This window comes from Psychroserpens sp. BH13MA-6 (assembly GCF_052983595.1).
Genome location: NZ_JBRJGE010000006.1, coordinates 196,864 through 212,250, shown reverse-complemented (window position 1 = coordinate 212,250; position 15,387 = coordinate 196,864). Strand labels below are relative to the sequence as shown.

The following is a 15,387-nucleotide window of genomic DNA, read 5'->3' as shown; positions in this document are numbered from 1 at the left end:
AGGTTATGAAATCTCAATTTTGGGAATAAGCTACCCATTTTATGAAGAAGAATTTCCTCATCACGTTGAACATTATAGAAATATGTATAAATCGGAATAAAAACGAACGCACAACAACGTGTATAATTCATTGCGGTTTGTTGGCTAAGAAGAAGATTTATTCTTACAAATTACTATCTTAGACTCAACGGAAAAATTTGAGCTTAACAGCTTGCGTTTTTCCCACGGAACATCAGCCGCATACGCAAGCTGTAAATCCGCAACAAATCATACACAATTACGTTGTGCGTCATTTTGGAGTTCGCGTAAAAATCAAAATTTAGAGTTTAAATGAAAAAATGGATTTTAATAATTATCGGAATTATTCTGATTGGAATAATCGGAATTGGAATCAAAATCAACTCTGATTTTAACGACCTCGCAGAGGCTTATAATTCTGAACACACTCTTGATGAACCGAATTTGCATATCCTTTCTGAATCTAAATCGCCAAACGGAAAATATAAATATTACCAATATCAATTTGACAAAGGTGCACTTGGATATTCAAGAGTATTTTGGTCAGTAAATAATGAAAGTAGAAAAGACCTAAAACCTGGATTGATTCCAAGTGGATACAAAATTATTGGGTGGAATGACGATAGTGAATTGACATTACAAAAATGGAAACCATATTACGAAACTAATACTACGTATGAACTCGATAATAAAACGGAATTCAATGGAATAAGAATACATATGTCTAATACTGAACTAAATGCAAAAATTGAAAAGAAAGAAAAGGAAAGCACAAGAATAGTTTCTGATACAATTACAAATTGGCAATTATATAAAGATTCGGAGTTACTATTTACGAGTAATATGTTTGATTCAAACCGATTTACTGTCGAAATTAAAAAATCGGACAAATATGAAAATCTGTACTTGAAATTCTTTTATGACTTCAACAATGAAATTATGAAACGTGAAATAAAGTTGGTCTCAGAAAATAAAACTTTGGCAACATTTGAGAACGAAAACAGAAGTCATCAACCTTTTCCGATAGAAAAATACATTTTGGATAGGATAAGAATGGTAAATCCGAATAAGGAAATGAAAATAGTTTATTCTGATCCTATTATGAAAAACGGAATTATAGTTGGACTATTAAAATTAACGAACGAATAAAAAAACGAACGCACAACAATGGCTATAAGTAATTGCTTGTTCTCGCCTACTTCTGAAAATCCTCGCGGATTTTCAGTTTGGTGTGTACTTGCAAAGTTAACCGCTAACCCACGCAACTACTCATAGCCGGAGACGTTAGCAAACATTTGAAATGAAAAAATTAACTTTTTTATTCTTTTTTATTTTTATTATCTGTGGTTGTGAAGAAAACCACAAAGTAATTGATTTCAAAAAAAGCCTAAACGGAAAAACTTTCAATATTGCCAACTCAATTATAGATCAAGACATTGAATTTTATGATTCGACTGTTATAACTTATACCTTAAAATTATTTGAGAACAAGTATCATATTGAGAAAATCAATGACTCAACTAGTAAAATTTTTTTCGGAAATGAACCTGCACAAATCAAATCAAGTAGCTCGAATGATTATGATTTCATCATTATTGGGGAAAAGTTAAAAGACACTATAATTTTAAAAGAAACTGGAGTTCTATACAATAAACAAGACATTATTGGCTATTGGGAAGAAACCCCTAATCAATATTATAAAATCAATAACCAATCTATCACGAAAGAATTAAATGACTCAATAGTTGAGCGATCAAAACTAAGATTTGATGCAAGTAATAAATATTTAAATTTTACACTGCCTCAAAGTAGTGATAGAACAGAGTCACTTTGGAAAATTTTAAAAATTAAAAATGACACCCTTTTTATTGACAAAGGATTTAAAACTAAAGATGGCTGGACAACATTCAACAATATAAAATTGATAAAAAAACGTTAGCTAACAACGTGTATAATTCATTGCTACTGCTGGCTAAGTGGAAGATTTATTCCTACAAATTACTATCTTAGTCTCAACGGAAAAATTTGAGCTCAACAGCTTTCGTCTTTCCCGCGGAACATCAGCAGCACACGCAAGCTGTAAAACCGCAACAAATCATACACAATTACGTTGTGCTTCATTATGACAAAACGCTAACCAATGATAAAATTCTTTAGAAAAATTAGACAAAAACTACTCTCTGAAAACAAATTAAGTAAGTATCTGATTTATGCCATCGGAGAGATTATTCTTGTTGTTATTGGAATTTTAATTGCACTTCAGATTAACAATTGGAATGAAATTCAAAAAAATAAAGCTTTTGAAAAAGAGATATTACAACAAATACAGTCTAACCTGATAAAAGATAAAAAAACGCTTAAACGTATAGCTTTTAACTTTGAAAAAGCTGTAATGTCCTCTAATAAATTATTGGAAGGAAATTGGAATTCTTCACAAAATGATAGCTTAAAATTTTGGCTTGCAGACATTATTCAATTCGATCGTTTTCAACCTTTAACCAATGCTTATGAAGTTGCAAAATCAAAAGGATTAGATTTAGTTTCTAACAAAGAACTTCGGTTTTTATTAGGCACTTATTATGATGACGAAGCACAGCATGCTGTAAAATCGATATCAGATTTAGAACTTACCTTTAATAAGGATTGGAATCCCATTATGCTACAAGAAGTAACCGATTTTAAATACAAAGATTATGTCGTTGTCCAAGACTTTGGAGTATTTTCAAAAAATAATAGTGCTCGTCGAATTTTAATTATGAATAGAGACAATTACGGTAGTGGACTTAACCGAATACAGCAAGTTATACAGACAATTATAAAAATACAAGAACTAATTCACGAAGAATTAAATTCCTCAAAAAATTAGTTTTAATAAAACATGTACTGAAAACATGATAAAATTATTCAGAAAAGTCCGTCAAAAACTATTAACCGAAAATCGGTTCAACAAATATTTATTTTATGCTATTGGAGAAATTGTATTGGTTGTAATTGGTATTTTAATAGCACTACAAATTAATGATTGGAATGAAGACAGAAAAAATAATAATACTGAACAAAAACTGCTAAATGCTCTTCAAATGGAATTTGAAAGTAATTTGAAAATTTTAGAAGATAATATTCAACTAAACGACAGTAATATAAAAAACAGTCTTTTGTTGGGTGAATATACCAATCCAACCTTGTCATCTTTTAATGAAAAAGAAATTTCTTTGTTAATGTTAGGTGTTTTTAAAGATGAACCTCGGTTTTTTCCAATTCAAGGTACAATAGAAGAAATTATTAATTCTGGAAAATTATCTATTATATCTAACTCAAATCTAAGAAAAGCTTTATCTGATTGGCAATCTAAAGTAGACAACATAAATAGACAAGAAGTTTACGTTGTAGAAAGAAGAGATATTGGTCATGAGTTTTTTATAAAAGAAGGAAACTTTAGAAGGCATCTAAATTTAATAAGTATCGGTAAAAATAATATTACAGCAAGCAAATTTGCCGATAATGACTTCGCCTTTTTAACAAAACAAGAATTTGAAAGTCAATTGTACTTGTTTGTTGTAGCGTCAAAAAATTTAAAAGAAAATTTTTACTTACCATTAAGAGAAGATATTTTACAAATTATACAGTTAATTAAATCTGAAATAAAATAGTTCATGATAAAATTCTTTAGAAAAATTAGACATAACCTACTTTCAGAAGGAAAAACAGGAAAGTATCTTAAATATGCAATCGGAGAAATAATTCTTGTAGTTATTGGAATTTTAATAGCTCTACAGATAAATAATTGGAATGAAAACCAAAAAGAAAATAAGCTTGAAAAGAATACTCTTTTAAATCTCAAATAAGAATTTGAGGCTAATCAAAATAATTTAAAGAATACGCTTGAAAATAATAAACAAGTTAGAGATGCTTGTTTTGATTTGACTGATATGATTCGTTCAAACCGATTAAACGAAGAATCAAAAAAACTTGATAGTCTACTTTTAAAAACTCAAATATTTTACACATTCGAACCTAAAAGAGGTGTAGTTGACGAAATCATAAGTTCAGGTAAATTGAATATTATAAAAAATGATTCTTTAAGAACTTACTTGACAGGTTGGACAGGAACAATTTTAAACGCCGAAGAAGATATTGAATATAGGTATGATAATTACCGTCAAAATCTAATTCCCTTTTTTTCCAAAAACTTTCCTTTATCTAATGGAGAATTATACAAGCAAATATCGAACGAAGAACAAGAAATATTCATTCCAAATTATAAAGAACCATCAAATTTCAAAATCAATTTCAAGAATTTAAATTTAATCGAATTTGAGAATGCCATTTGGTTACATAAAAACAACAATGATTATGTAATTTACGAATATTCTCAAATGGAGAAAGAAATAAACTTTATCATAGAAATTATAGAGCAGGAACTTGAAAAAAAATAACGAAAGCACAACAACGTGTATAATTCATTGCTAGTACTCGCCTACTTACGAAAATCCTCGCGGATTTTCTATTTGGTTTGTATTTGCTAATTTAGTTGCTGAAACACGCAACGAAATCATACACAAATACGTTGTGCGTAAGTGAAAATAACGGAACTGAAAACAAGGAAAATACTATTTTTAAATAATATTTTTAGTAATTGGAATAAATATTGCTATATTTAAATAAATAATACATTTAAAAAAATGTCAAAAGAAGGCAGAAAAATAAATACTCATACAAAAGCGGAAAGAGAAGCTGTTATTAGAAGAGCTGCTATAGCAGATACTTCTGGTAAAAAAGGAAAAATAGCATCTCATCCTTCTGAATCAAGAAAATTCTCTGGTTCAGTTGTTTCTGTTGGTAGTCCTACAGGTAGAGTTCTACTAAATAGTTCTGAATTTGACAAAATAATGGATGCTATAAGAAAAGTATCAAAAGGCCAAAAAACAAGAACTATCAAAATTTCTGTAGAAACTGCAAAAAGAGTAATTTCAGCAGCAAAATAGCACTATGAATATTGCATTAGCTGGTATTGTTATACTGATATTATTATTGCCAGGAATTTTATTCAACAAAAGCTATTTTTCGGGAGAATTTTCAAGTCAGTATACTGTTAAAGATTTTTTTGGCCTACTCACTAATACACTTATTCCATCACTAATTATTTATGTTATCATAGGTATTCCAATAGTCTGGATAATTGGCTATCAGTATGATTTCCAAACACTACTTGGACTACTATCATCAGAGAAAGATATTGTAGAAGAAGCAATTTCTAATGTCGAATTATATAGATTAGAAATTATTTCATTTAATTCAGTAATGTGCTTTATTTCGTTCTGTTTAGGGCACGGTTTTAGAAATTTAGTTCTGAACAGAAGTTTAGATACACGTATCCCATTTTTAAGATTTGACAATATATGGCACTACCTAATTACAGGTAAATTTATAATGTTAAGAAGGTCACAGATTCAATTATTTGAAGATACAATACAGGATGTCGATATCACATATGTTGTAGCTTTAGTCAATGTTGCAGGTAGTCCCTTTATATATAATGGTGCACTTGTAGATTATGAACTTTCAAAAGATGGAGGTCTCAATCTAATATATTTGAATGGTGCTAAAAGGAAAGATATAAGCAATTCAGAAAATGAATATATAGATATTGAAGGACATACAATAATTTTAAAATACGAGAACATCATTAATCTGAATTTAAGTTTTATTGCTACCGACTTGATTTACGATGAAGATGGTAATCTTTCCGGAATTGACACTAGATTAATTGAATAACACCTACGCACAACAACGTATATAATCCATAGCTCTATTCTTTTAAGATTAAGAAAATTTACTACCTTTAAATTATACTGATTCCTACGACCGAATTCTAACCGAATTCACTCGCTACGGAATCAAATACGAAACCGTTGTAAGCCATTAGAAGAAACTCAACACTATGAGTGAAAAATTAGAGAAATTTGGAAAATTAATAGTTGAAAAGCTAAGAGATAAACAAATCGACTGGTTCAAAGGACTAATTCAAGGTAAATTGACAAGTACAGAATCAAAAGAGTTGCATGCCGAACTTACAAAATTAACTCAAGAAGAAAAACAAGTCGTTGCTGACGTTTTGGAAAAGGTACTGGAGAAATCTATGCATGATTTTCTCTTTGCTATTCAAGAGAGTAACGATTTAGATAGTGGACTCAAAGTTTTTATGGATGGCGAAAATGTAGCAGAACTTTCTGATGGTTTACATGGAGAAATTTTCACAGAGGACGGTTGGGTTCAAAGGTTTAGCAGACACAAATCTGTTTATGAAAATGAAAATAGCAACTGGATCAAAAAACTTTTTAGCTAAAATTCAGTAAAAGTTTCGAGCCTTCTCATCTTGCTAAACAATGAATTAAAAAGAGGAAAAACGATGTACAACAATGTATAACCGCAATTACGGCGGATTCGATTACGTCCGAATCCACACGGAATTGCATATATCTGAGCTTAACCGAAAATTAACGAGTATAAACCAATGACTGACGGTTATACGAGACCGTTTTGCTTCATTATGATTAACTGCTAACCAATAATGAAGCTCATTGGAAAAATTACACAAAACTTACTTCTTGGAGTTAAATAAAAATATATATTAAACCTATTTTTGAAGAAATTATTTTTTTTAGGATTGAATCTTATTAAAAGGAATTACTAACTTATGACTATTAAACAGCCTACCAAGAATGCATTAAAAACAGTATTGCTTAAATTTAATCATAGTTCTTTTTGGAGTTGGGTTCAAAAATTAATTGTATTTATAATTTTTTCTTTAGTCGTAAATCATTTATCAACTCCTGAGAGTTTCCCAGATGGTGAATCGTATAGATTTCCAAAAGAAGGTTTTATATCCTCTATTGTTTTGTGTATTCTTATTGGAATCATCGCAGAGCTTAATTTTAAATTTTATAAAAAAAAGTATTTCTCTAAAAAAGTAGAAATCGTTTCTATTTCAAAGTATATGCTTTCTACACTTGGGTATATTACTATCATGTATATTCCTTTAGGTATCGTCTTCAATAAAATTGCGGGTGGAGAAACGGAATTCTATTATTTATTAATTGGCTTGATAATTACCTTGCTCTTAAGCTTTATTCTAATAGGATTAGCATATTGTCTAGATATATACAATTTATATAAGCTATCTTTAAAAGATCATGAAATTACTATTCAAAGTGGTTCAAAAATGACTAAGCTTACGTACGAAAATATTGCATTTTTCTTTAGCGAAAACAAAATTGTTTATGCTGTTCAAAATGATGGTACCACAATTACGACCAATTTCACATTGAATGAACTCGAAGAAAAAATAAACGACCAATTGTTTTTTAGAGTCAATCGCCAAATTATAATTCATAAAGAAGCGTTAGACCATGTTGAAAAGATTGAAAATGGCAAATTACAAGTTAGGCTCAAAACTTCTATTGAAAATGATACAATTGCCAAAATCAACATCAGTCGTTATAAAAGAAAAGAATTTATGGATTGGTTTCAATAAAAAATTTCAAAAACCAACGACTATTCAGATATTAATTTACTACCATTCAGTAAAAAAACAAGTATGTAAAGGGTTTTTCTTAGGTTTTGTTCATTATTTCGCTTTGAATTTAAAATCAAATAACAATGAAAAAAGTTACATTACGAAATACATTAATACCATTATTTACTCTAGCATTTATTTGTTTCATGTACTTTGGTCCAATCACCAGAACACCTTTTGAAAATATAATTATATCTATTATCATTATAATAGCTAATTATATAGAGTACAATGGAAAACCATTTTCAGCACTTGGTTTTAAACGTGAAAAATTCAATGCAAAAAACCTCCTATTTCATGCTCCCTTAGTTGCGCTAGGACTCTTTATTTTTTATGTTTTTGCTGTCGTTCCTGGAGTCGAGACATTAACAGGTGTTCCTATTAATTATTCAAGCATGAGCCAATTGAAAGGAAATCTTGAAAACACTATCATCTGGTTATTGATAGTGTGGGCTACTGCTGGTTTTGGAGAAGAAATTATTTTTAGAGGTTATCTTATGCGACAATTCGTCAAATTTTTTGGAGACAGTAAAATCAGTCTGACTATAAATATTCTAATAATTTGTGGTTTTTTTGGATACATGCACATGCAGCAAGGAATTACAGGGCAACTAGTTGTAGTAATTATTGGAGCACTCTTATCTATAATTTTCTACATCAGAAAATATGATTTGTGGTTTTTGATTATGATACATGGTTTTTTTAACACATTAGGTATTTTGAGTTTTTACTTTGGTTTGGCTTAACAATAATTAGAAATACCATCAAAATTTTCACTTTATCAAAGTAAGTATTTTAAAAAAAATCTGATTCAAATAACGAAAACGTAACTACGTATATAATTAATTATTCGCTCTGTGTTAACTCGGAAAATCCATAGGATTTTCCACTGGTTCGTTTTCTTTAACTAAGTTAGTTTCAGCCAATACAAATAATCAGATACAACACGTTGTGTGTAATTCGAAAAAACACATGAAGCAAATCTTCAGGCAACCATTCTTTCAAATATGACGTCTATAAATATAGAACCATAATTGAGACGCAAAATGAGCAAATCAATCAAAACCCTACTAATCATAATTTTATCATTTGGAATATATTTTATTTTCGATGACAACTTCTTCAAGTACATCAGAAAATGGTTGTTTGACCATACAAATCAACTCGGAGTTAGTCATATAACAACCTACCTAATTACCGGAATTCCCTTATTTGTAGGAACATGGCTTATTGGAAAAAGAATGGACTTTTTTGAGAATTTAGGTTTGGATAAATCAATATTGAAAGGGTTGCTATTTGCTCTTGTTTGCACTTTACCAATGTATGTTGGATATAGTTTCCTATTTGAACTTAATCGAGAAATTAAAATAAACACGATTCTAATTGGTGTCGTTTCCGCCGGCTTTTTTGAAGAACTTTACTACAGAGGATTTTTATTTGGGTTACCTTTTAGAAAAACAAAACTTGGATTTGTACTTTCTGTGTTTTTTGGAGCTCTTTATTTTGGCTTATTGCATTTGTATCAAAGCACCGAATTTAATGAGTTATTAGGTATATTTTTAATTGCCTTCTTGGGAGGTATACTATTTGCTTGGGTATATGCCGAATGGAATTTTAATATTTGGGTTCCCATATTTCTGCATATGTTAATGAATTTGGCGTGGGAATTATTCTCTGTGAGCGAAACCGCACTTGGTGGAATTTACTCAAATGTATTCCGATTTTTTACTATTGGATTAGTGATTTTTCTAACCATACTTTACAAAAAAAGAAAAGGGATTAAATTGATTGTAAACAAAAAGACTCTTTTAATTCAAAAATAGATCCAGACTCAAAGTGTCCGAAAAAGTACAACACAACTACGCGTATAATTAAGTACCGTATGATGGCTAAGCAGAAGATTATTTCTTACAAATTGCTATCTTAGTATCAACGGAAAAATTTGAGCTTTACGGCTTGCATCTTTCCCGCGGAACATCAGCTGCAAACGCAAGCTGTAAAACCTTAACAAATCATATACAATTACGTTGTAAAATATTTGACCGTACCAACAAATATGGAAATAGACCACATATTTATATTTTCCAATAATAGCGGAAAAGAGGCTGATAATTTGGTTGAGTTTGGTTTGACCGAAGGAAGTAGTCGCGTTCATCCAGGACAGGGTACAATGAACCGAAAGTTTTATTTTGAGAATTTTTTTCTTGAAGTTCTGTGGGTAATTGACGAAACTGAAATCCGAAGTGAATTAACTTCTAAAATAAAACTTTGGGAACGTTCACAATTTAATAAAAATGATTTCTCACCTTTTGGATTATGTTTAGTCAACTCAAAATTGACTGACAAGATTTTTGAACAGAGTGAGAAATATCAGCCGAATTACTTTCCTAAAGGAATGTCAATTGACATAATTACAAATGAACAAAAACCATATTTACCTTGGACTTTCAGACTTCCATATCGTGACGAAAAAAAAATCAATAATGAACCAACAAATCACAATAATGGAATACGAAAACTCACTAAAGCGCGATTTGAAATAAAAATAAATAAACGCGAGAATGTATTTAAGACCTATTTTCAAAGAAGTGAAAATATTGATTTCAAAAGTAGTCAGCGAAATCATTTAACTCTTGAATTTGACAACAACGGTCAAAAGAAAGAGATATCATTTAAAGAACTGAATTTGACAATAAAGTACTAAATAAAATTGTTTTGCAACTTTGGCTATAAGTAATGGCTAAAACAAGCCATTATTCATAGCCGAGACCGTTGTGCAACATTTTGACCAAGCATTATCGAAGAATGAATTGCCCTTATTTTATGTCACTTTTAAAATAAGATGTAACATTTTTTGATTTCCGCATCTAAAGGGAAATCAAAACTTAAAAACAATGAAAAATCTTATCTTATTATTCATCTCATTCGTGTTTTCTTTATCAATTTACGTAAAAAATGAAAGTCAACCTATTAGTGTAGTCGTTACAGGAAAAGGTAAACCTATCATATTAATTCCTGGCTTTACAGTTCCTGGAGACATATGGAATCCTCTAGTAAAGAAACTTGAAAAGGATTACGAATGCCATGTAGTAACGTTAGCTGGTTTTGGAGGAATAAAACCAATAGAATTTCCTTGGTTACCTAAAGTGAACGAGTCTCTAAAAAGCTATATCTTAAAAAACGACTTGCAAAATACTACAATAATTGGACACAGTTTGGGCGGAACAATTGCCACTTGGCTTGCTACACAAAACGATTTGGAACTTTCTAAAATCATACTAATTGATGCTCTTCCTGCTTCTGGTGCATTAATGATTCCCGATTTTGACTCTGAAAACCTAGCATATGACAGCCCATATAACAATCAACAATTAGGAATGGATGATATAACTTTTGAGCAAACTGCCACAGCAATGTCGAAAGGAATGAGCATCACAGAATCCGAACAAGAAAGAATTAAAAACTGGATACTAGAATCTGACCGAAAAACATATGTTTATGGATATACCGATTACCTTAAATTAGATCTCAGAGAAGATTTAAAAAACATTTCGATTCCAGTTACTATAATTGCAGCTACAAAGCCTTACGGTTTAGAAATGGTTAAACAAACCTATAAAAGTCAATATGCAAATTTAAAAGACTACAAGTTTATTATAGTCGAAGATAGTGCCCATTTTATAATGTTAGACAAACCTGATTGGTTTTTAGAACAAATAAAAATGATTTTATCATCTAAAGTATGATGACAGAACAAGAATTTACGAACATTTATAATTCATATGCTTCTAAAGTCCATAGGTTATGCTTAGGCTATGCATCAGGCAATATTGAACTTGCCAATGAATGGCTTCAAGAGACATTTATAAAGGTTTGGACACATAGAAATTCATTTAAAGGAAAGTCTTCCATTGACACTTGGATTTATAGAATTGCAGTAAATATATGTTTGGGGGATTTACGAAAATCTAAAAAAAGCGTCACTTTAAATGAAGACTTAGTGTCAAATAGTAGCAATGATGAAAACAAACACGATGATGAAAAAAATATTAAAAAAATGTATTACTGTATTGACCAACTAAACGCGCAAAATAGAGCATTAATATTATTAGAACTAGAGAACATACCACAAGTCACTATTGCAGATACCGTTGGATTAGCACACGGAACATTACGAACACGTTTGAGTCGTATTCGAAAATCACTTTTAAAATGTATCACAAATGGAAAATGATTACTTAAATAAATTATGGGAGATGCAAGCTAATAATAGCTCAAACTTTAATCCCAAAAAAATAATTACAAAAGCAAAGAAACAACGCAATGGACAATATATCAGTATCACTGTTATGTCTTTAACAGTTGTTATATTAATTATTTACACTTCTTATTATGCATTCAATCAATGGAACACCTTTAATTTAGGTTTAATTCTAATGAGTTCTAGTCTTACGATACGGATTATGTTTGAATTCTATTCTTTATACCGCAAAGACAAACACCTTATTTCAATGGCTCAAAAACCTTACCTTAATTATCTTAAAAAGTATTACAAAACAAGATTAATGATAAATTTTATAATTACACCAATCTGTATTGCAGTTTACATATTTGGATTTTATTTGCTTTTGCCCTATTTTAAAGAGTATTTTTCCAAAGCATTCTACACTTACATTCTAATTTCGGGTATCATTTCTATTATTGTTGTTGTTGCTATTATTATTAAAAGCACAATCAAAGAACAACACTTTTTAAGACAATTACCTAAATGATGAAAATATCCAATGGAGTAAAAAAACGTTACATAACGATGTTCAAAACTAATTAATCTAACAAAATCTGCGCTGAATGGAAAAAAATTTAAAAGATTTAAAAACAGAAATTCAATCACAAGCTAAAAATGGAATTGATTTCATTCTTGCTGCTGGAATTTTATGGCTGGCAATATCATATATATGGACTTTGGAATTCACTGCGTATAATAGAAGTATATTCACTTTTATGGTTGGAGCTTTTTTGCTGCCTTTCGCTTTTGGATTATCTAAAGTTTTAAAAACTAATTGGAAAGTAAAAAACAATCCTTTGCAAGCTCTTGGGCTTTGGTTGAACTTTGCTCAACTAATTTATTTTCCTTTCTTAATTTTTATTTTAATCAAGTATCCTGATTATTTCATAATGGCTTATGCTATTATAACAGGTGCTCATTTATTTCCTTATGCTTGGTTTTATAACGAAATTGGATATGCAGTTTGGGCTTTAATAATATCTATCGGTACATTAGTGATTACTTTGAATGTTAAACTAGAAAATATGTGGACTGTTCCATTATTTACATCAATTATGCTTTTTTTTCTTGCTGGTTGGATTTTAATAAGACTTAAGAAAGGAAAATAAAAATGTTGCACAACAACATATACAGCTCATAGTTGGTTATTTGCTTAATCAAAGTTTTCAGCATGTTTGAGAAGTCGCCAAATTTTTAAATTTGACGATTTACAATAAAAAATGAATGAAAGAAATCATCAAATCTCATATAAATTTATCAGATGAAGGCTATAACCTTTTAAACGGTATTGCAATTGAAAAGAATGTTGATAAGAACCAAATTCTATTTTTTCCTAATAAACCAACTAACAAAATTCTATTCCTCAAAAAAGGACTCCTAAGAGGTTATAAAATTATTGATGGTAAAGACTACACACATCATTTCTATTTTGCCAATTGGTTTGCGACAGATTTTTCCAGTTTTTTAAACGGAAACCCAAGTCAATTATTTATTGAAAGTACAGAGGACAGCAGCTACTTTGAGTTTCAAAAGAAAGATTTATATAGTCTTTATAATCAATCGCACGAAATAGAAAAACTAGGTAGACTTATAGCAGAGAAAGCCTTCCTTGCAACAGTTGAAAAATTAGCAGATTTGCAATTACTAGATCTTCATGAAAGGTATGAAGCATTAATGCTAAAGAATCCTGATCTTTTTCAAAGAGTTCCTCAGAAGTACATTGCTTCTTTTATGGGAGTTTCCGAACAAAGTTTAAGTAGGATAAAAAACAATTGATTTCTTAACAAATGCGAATGTAAAGGAGCTAGCTGTTTATTTATTTTGAACAAACTTTTAACTTTTGTAATATGGAATACCGTTCGTTAAAACTTCTGATATGTATAATTGGCTTAGTAGCTTTTTCTGAATGTTTTGGTCAGACTACAACCAATTATAGTCCAAAATTTATAGAATCAAAAAAGACAACACATAAAATAAAGAAAGGGCAAGAATACACTTTTGGTTATTTAGAAGTACTGGAAAATAGAGAGGAAACAAACAGCGGAACTATTCAAATTCCTGTCTATGTTTTCAAAAGCCGAAGTAACAATGCGAAGAAAGACCCAATCATTTATACTGTTGGCGGTCCAGGTTCAACAACTATGCCTACAGCACAGTATATGAATTACTACAAATATCTTGATGAAAGGGATTTCATTTTGGTGGAACAACGTGGAAACTATTATGCAAAACCACATTTGGATTGTCCAGAATGGTCACAGGCAATTTATCAATCCAATCAACCGAATTTTGATGCCTCAAAATATGACGAACTTTTTGAACAAGCAGCTAAGTCTTGCAAAGAAAGACTTGAAAAAAAGGATATAGATTTAAATGGCTATAATACCAATGAAATTGCGGCCGATATAAACGACTTGGTAACGGTTTTAGAACTCGAGGAGTACAATCTACTCACTATTTCGTACAGTACTAAAATCGCTCAAGTTTTAATGCGGGATTATCCCGATAAAATAAGAAGTGTCGTTATGGACTCGCCTCTTCCATTGGAAGTCAACTATGATGAAGAAAGTGTACAAAATCTTTTGGAATCAATTACAACACTTCTTACTGATTGTGAAAATGATGAAGATTGCAATTCAGCTTATCCTAACATCAAGAATCGATTCTTCGTGTATTTGAAAGAAAAAACTTTAAATCCACTAAAAGTAGAAATCGAAAATCCCAAGAATGGAGAATTAGAGGTTTTTTACTTGAAAGGTGAAGATTTAATAACCGTATTTACTTCAGCATCTACGGGAGATGTTCCTAATATTCCTTTTGAGATAAATCGACTTTTAAATAACGACTTAACATCAGTAAAAGAACAACTGTCATATCTTTTTTCAGAGCCAAGTGGAGGTGAAGGAATAGGTATGCGTCTTTCGGTTTGGTGTGCAGAGGAAAACACATTTAATTCCTCCGAGAAAATAGAGAGTGAAACAAACAAGTATCCCGAAGTAAAAGGTTTATCACCTGCTGTATTTGATAACGAAGTATGTAAAATTTGGGGTGTAAAAAGGGTAAACGAAATTGAAAACCAAGGAGTAAAAAGCAGTATTCCTGTATTGTTCATTAACGGAGAGTACGACAATGAAACACCTGTAAAATGGGCAGAGGCAATGATACCGAATTTTACCAATAGCTATCATTTGATTTTCAAGGGATGGAAGCATACACCTACTACCAATTGGAGTAATCAATGTGCAATGGAAGCAGCAAATGATTTTTTTAATAATCCGAAGGATAAACCTAATCCAAATTGTTTTGAGCAGATTAAAAGTCCTATATTTAAGACAGAATAACTAATAGATTTCAACTAGAATAAGCAATAGTGGTTTGTGCGCAACCATGAACTGTTTTCATTTCATTGCAATATATTGCAATGTGAAAGGTACCAAAGAAAAGAACGCGACAAATCCGAGCCGAGATCGTTGGTAATGATACAATAGCACTCAATAAATTGACTTGG

19 protein-coding genes are annotated in these 15,387 nt (G+C 30.4%); all 19 read left to right on the top strand.

The genetic code is table 11. The features are described 5' to 3' along the window. The first annotated feature begins 330 nt into the window (after positions 1-330). Complete coding sequence (locus ACU8DI_RS13155; RefSeq protein ID WP_447113246.1) at positions 331-1,167, top strand: hypothetical protein; 837 nt, start codon at positions 331-333, stop codon at positions 1,165-1,167. 151 nt (positions 1,168-1,318) lie between these two features. Continuing rightward, on the top strand, positions 1,319-1,957 hold the full coding sequence (locus ACU8DI_RS13150) for a hypothetical protein (protein ID WP_447113245.1): 639 nt from the start codon (positions 1,319-1,321) through the stop codon (positions 1,955-1,957). 201 nt (positions 1,958-2,158) lie between these two features. Further along, on the top strand, positions 2,159-2,884 hold the full coding sequence (locus ACU8DI_RS13145; protein ID WP_447113244.1) for a DUF6090 family protein: 726 nt from the start codon (positions 2,159-2,161) through the stop codon (positions 2,882-2,884). Positions 2,885-2,909: 25 nt separating this feature from the next. Beyond that, positions 2,910-3,668, top strand: coding sequence for a DUF6090 family protein (locus ACU8DI_RS13140; protein ID WP_447113243.1), 759 nt, complete (start codon positions 2,910-2,912; stop codon positions 3,666-3,668). 3 nt (positions 3,669-3,671) lie between these two features. After that, positions 3,672-3,863, top strand: coding sequence for a DUF6090 family protein (locus tag ACU8DI_RS13135; protein WP_447113242.1), 192 nt, complete (start codon positions 3,672-3,674; stop codon positions 3,861-3,863). An 84-nt stretch (positions 3,864-3,947) separates the two neighbouring features. Continuing rightward, positions 3,948-4,454: a hypothetical protein gene (locus tag ACU8DI_RS13130; RefSeq protein ID WP_447113241.1), complete on the top strand. Its 507-nt coding sequence runs from the start codon at positions 3,948-3,950 to the stop codon at positions 4,452-4,454. A 246-nt stretch (positions 4,455-4,700) separates the two neighbouring features. Continuing rightward, positions 4,701-5,003: a hypothetical protein gene (locus ACU8DI_RS13125; protein ID WP_447113240.1), complete on the top strand. Its 303-nt coding sequence runs from the start codon at positions 4,701-4,703 to the stop codon at positions 5,001-5,003. A 4-nt stretch (positions 5,004-5,007) separates the two neighbouring features. Continuing rightward, positions 5,008-5,793 (top strand): hypothetical protein, encoded by a 786-nt coding sequence (locus ACU8DI_RS13120; protein ID WP_447113239.1) that lies wholly within the window; start codon positions 5,008-5,010, stop codon positions 5,791-5,793. A 166-nt stretch (positions 5,794-5,959) separates the two neighbouring features. Continuing rightward, entirely contained in the window at positions 5,960-6,364 is a 405-nt protein-coding gene (locus ACU8DI_RS13115; RefSeq protein WP_447113238.1) for a hypothetical protein, read from the top strand. A gap of 351 nt (positions 6,365-6,715) precedes the next feature. Beyond that, complete coding sequence (locus tag ACU8DI_RS13110) at positions 6,716-7,552, top strand: LytR/AlgR family response regulator transcription factor (RefSeq protein WP_447113237.1); 837 nt, start codon at positions 6,716-6,718, stop codon at positions 7,550-7,552. A gap of 125 nt (positions 7,553-7,677) precedes the next feature. Beyond that, the gene (locus ACU8DI_RS13105) at positions 7,678-8,340 is read left to right on the top strand and encodes a CPBP family intramembrane glutamic endopeptidase (RefSeq protein WP_447113236.1); all 663 of its coding nucleotides are present in this window, start codon (positions 7,678-7,680) and stop codon (positions 8,338-8,340) included. 300 nt (positions 8,341-8,640) lie between these two features. Further along, positions 8,641-9,417 carry a CPBP family intramembrane glutamic endopeptidase gene (locus ACU8DI_RS13100; protein ID WP_447113235.1) on the top strand — a complete coding sequence of 259 codons (777 nt, stop codon included), beginning with the start codon at positions 8,641-8,643 and terminating at the stop codon, positions 9,415-9,417. A gap of 233 nt (positions 9,418-9,650) precedes the next feature. After that, positions 9,651-10,298, top strand: coding sequence for a hypothetical protein (locus ACU8DI_RS13095; RefSeq protein WP_447113234.1), 648 nt, complete (start codon positions 9,651-9,653; stop codon positions 10,296-10,298). Positions 10,299-10,488: 190 nt separating this feature from the next. Continuing rightward, positions 10,489-11,340 carry an alpha/beta fold hydrolase gene (locus ACU8DI_RS13090; protein ID WP_447113233.1) on the top strand — a complete coding sequence of 284 codons (852 nt, stop codon included), beginning with the start codon at positions 10,489-10,491 and terminating at the stop codon, positions 11,338-11,340. After that, positions 11,337-11,828, top strand: a complete 492-nt coding sequence (locus tag ACU8DI_RS13085; RefSeq protein ID WP_447113232.1) for an RNA polymerase sigma factor — start codon at positions 11,337-11,339, stop codon at positions 11,826-11,828. Before ACU8DI_RS13090 ends, ACU8DI_RS13085 begins: the two co-directional genes overlap by 4 nt. Then, a complete protein-coding gene (locus ACU8DI_RS13080; RefSeq protein ID WP_447113231.1) occupies positions 11,818-12,366 on the top strand; it encodes a hypothetical protein in 549 nt (182 codons plus the stop codon). The genes ACU8DI_RS13085 and ACU8DI_RS13080 overlap by 11 nt, the downstream gene beginning before the upstream one ends. Positions 12,367-12,442: 76 nt before the next feature. Next, positions 12,443-12,988 (top strand): DUF7010 family protein, encoded by a 546-nt coding sequence (locus tag ACU8DI_RS13075; protein WP_447113230.1) that lies wholly within the window; start codon positions 12,443-12,445, stop codon positions 12,986-12,988. A gap of 115 nt (positions 12,989-13,103) precedes the next feature. Then, positions 13,104-13,655 carry a Crp/Fnr family transcriptional regulator gene (locus ACU8DI_RS13070; protein ID WP_447113229.1) on the top strand — a complete coding sequence of 184 codons (552 nt, stop codon included), beginning with the start codon at positions 13,104-13,106 and terminating at the stop codon, positions 13,653-13,655. Positions 13,656-13,726: 71 nt separating this feature from the next. Continuing rightward, the gene (locus ACU8DI_RS13065) at positions 13,727-15,220 is read left to right on the top strand and encodes an alpha/beta hydrolase (RefSeq protein ID WP_447113228.1); all 1,494 of its coding nucleotides are present in this window, start codon (positions 13,727-13,729) and stop codon (positions 15,218-15,220) included. Positions 15,221-15,387: the final 167 nt, after the last annotated feature.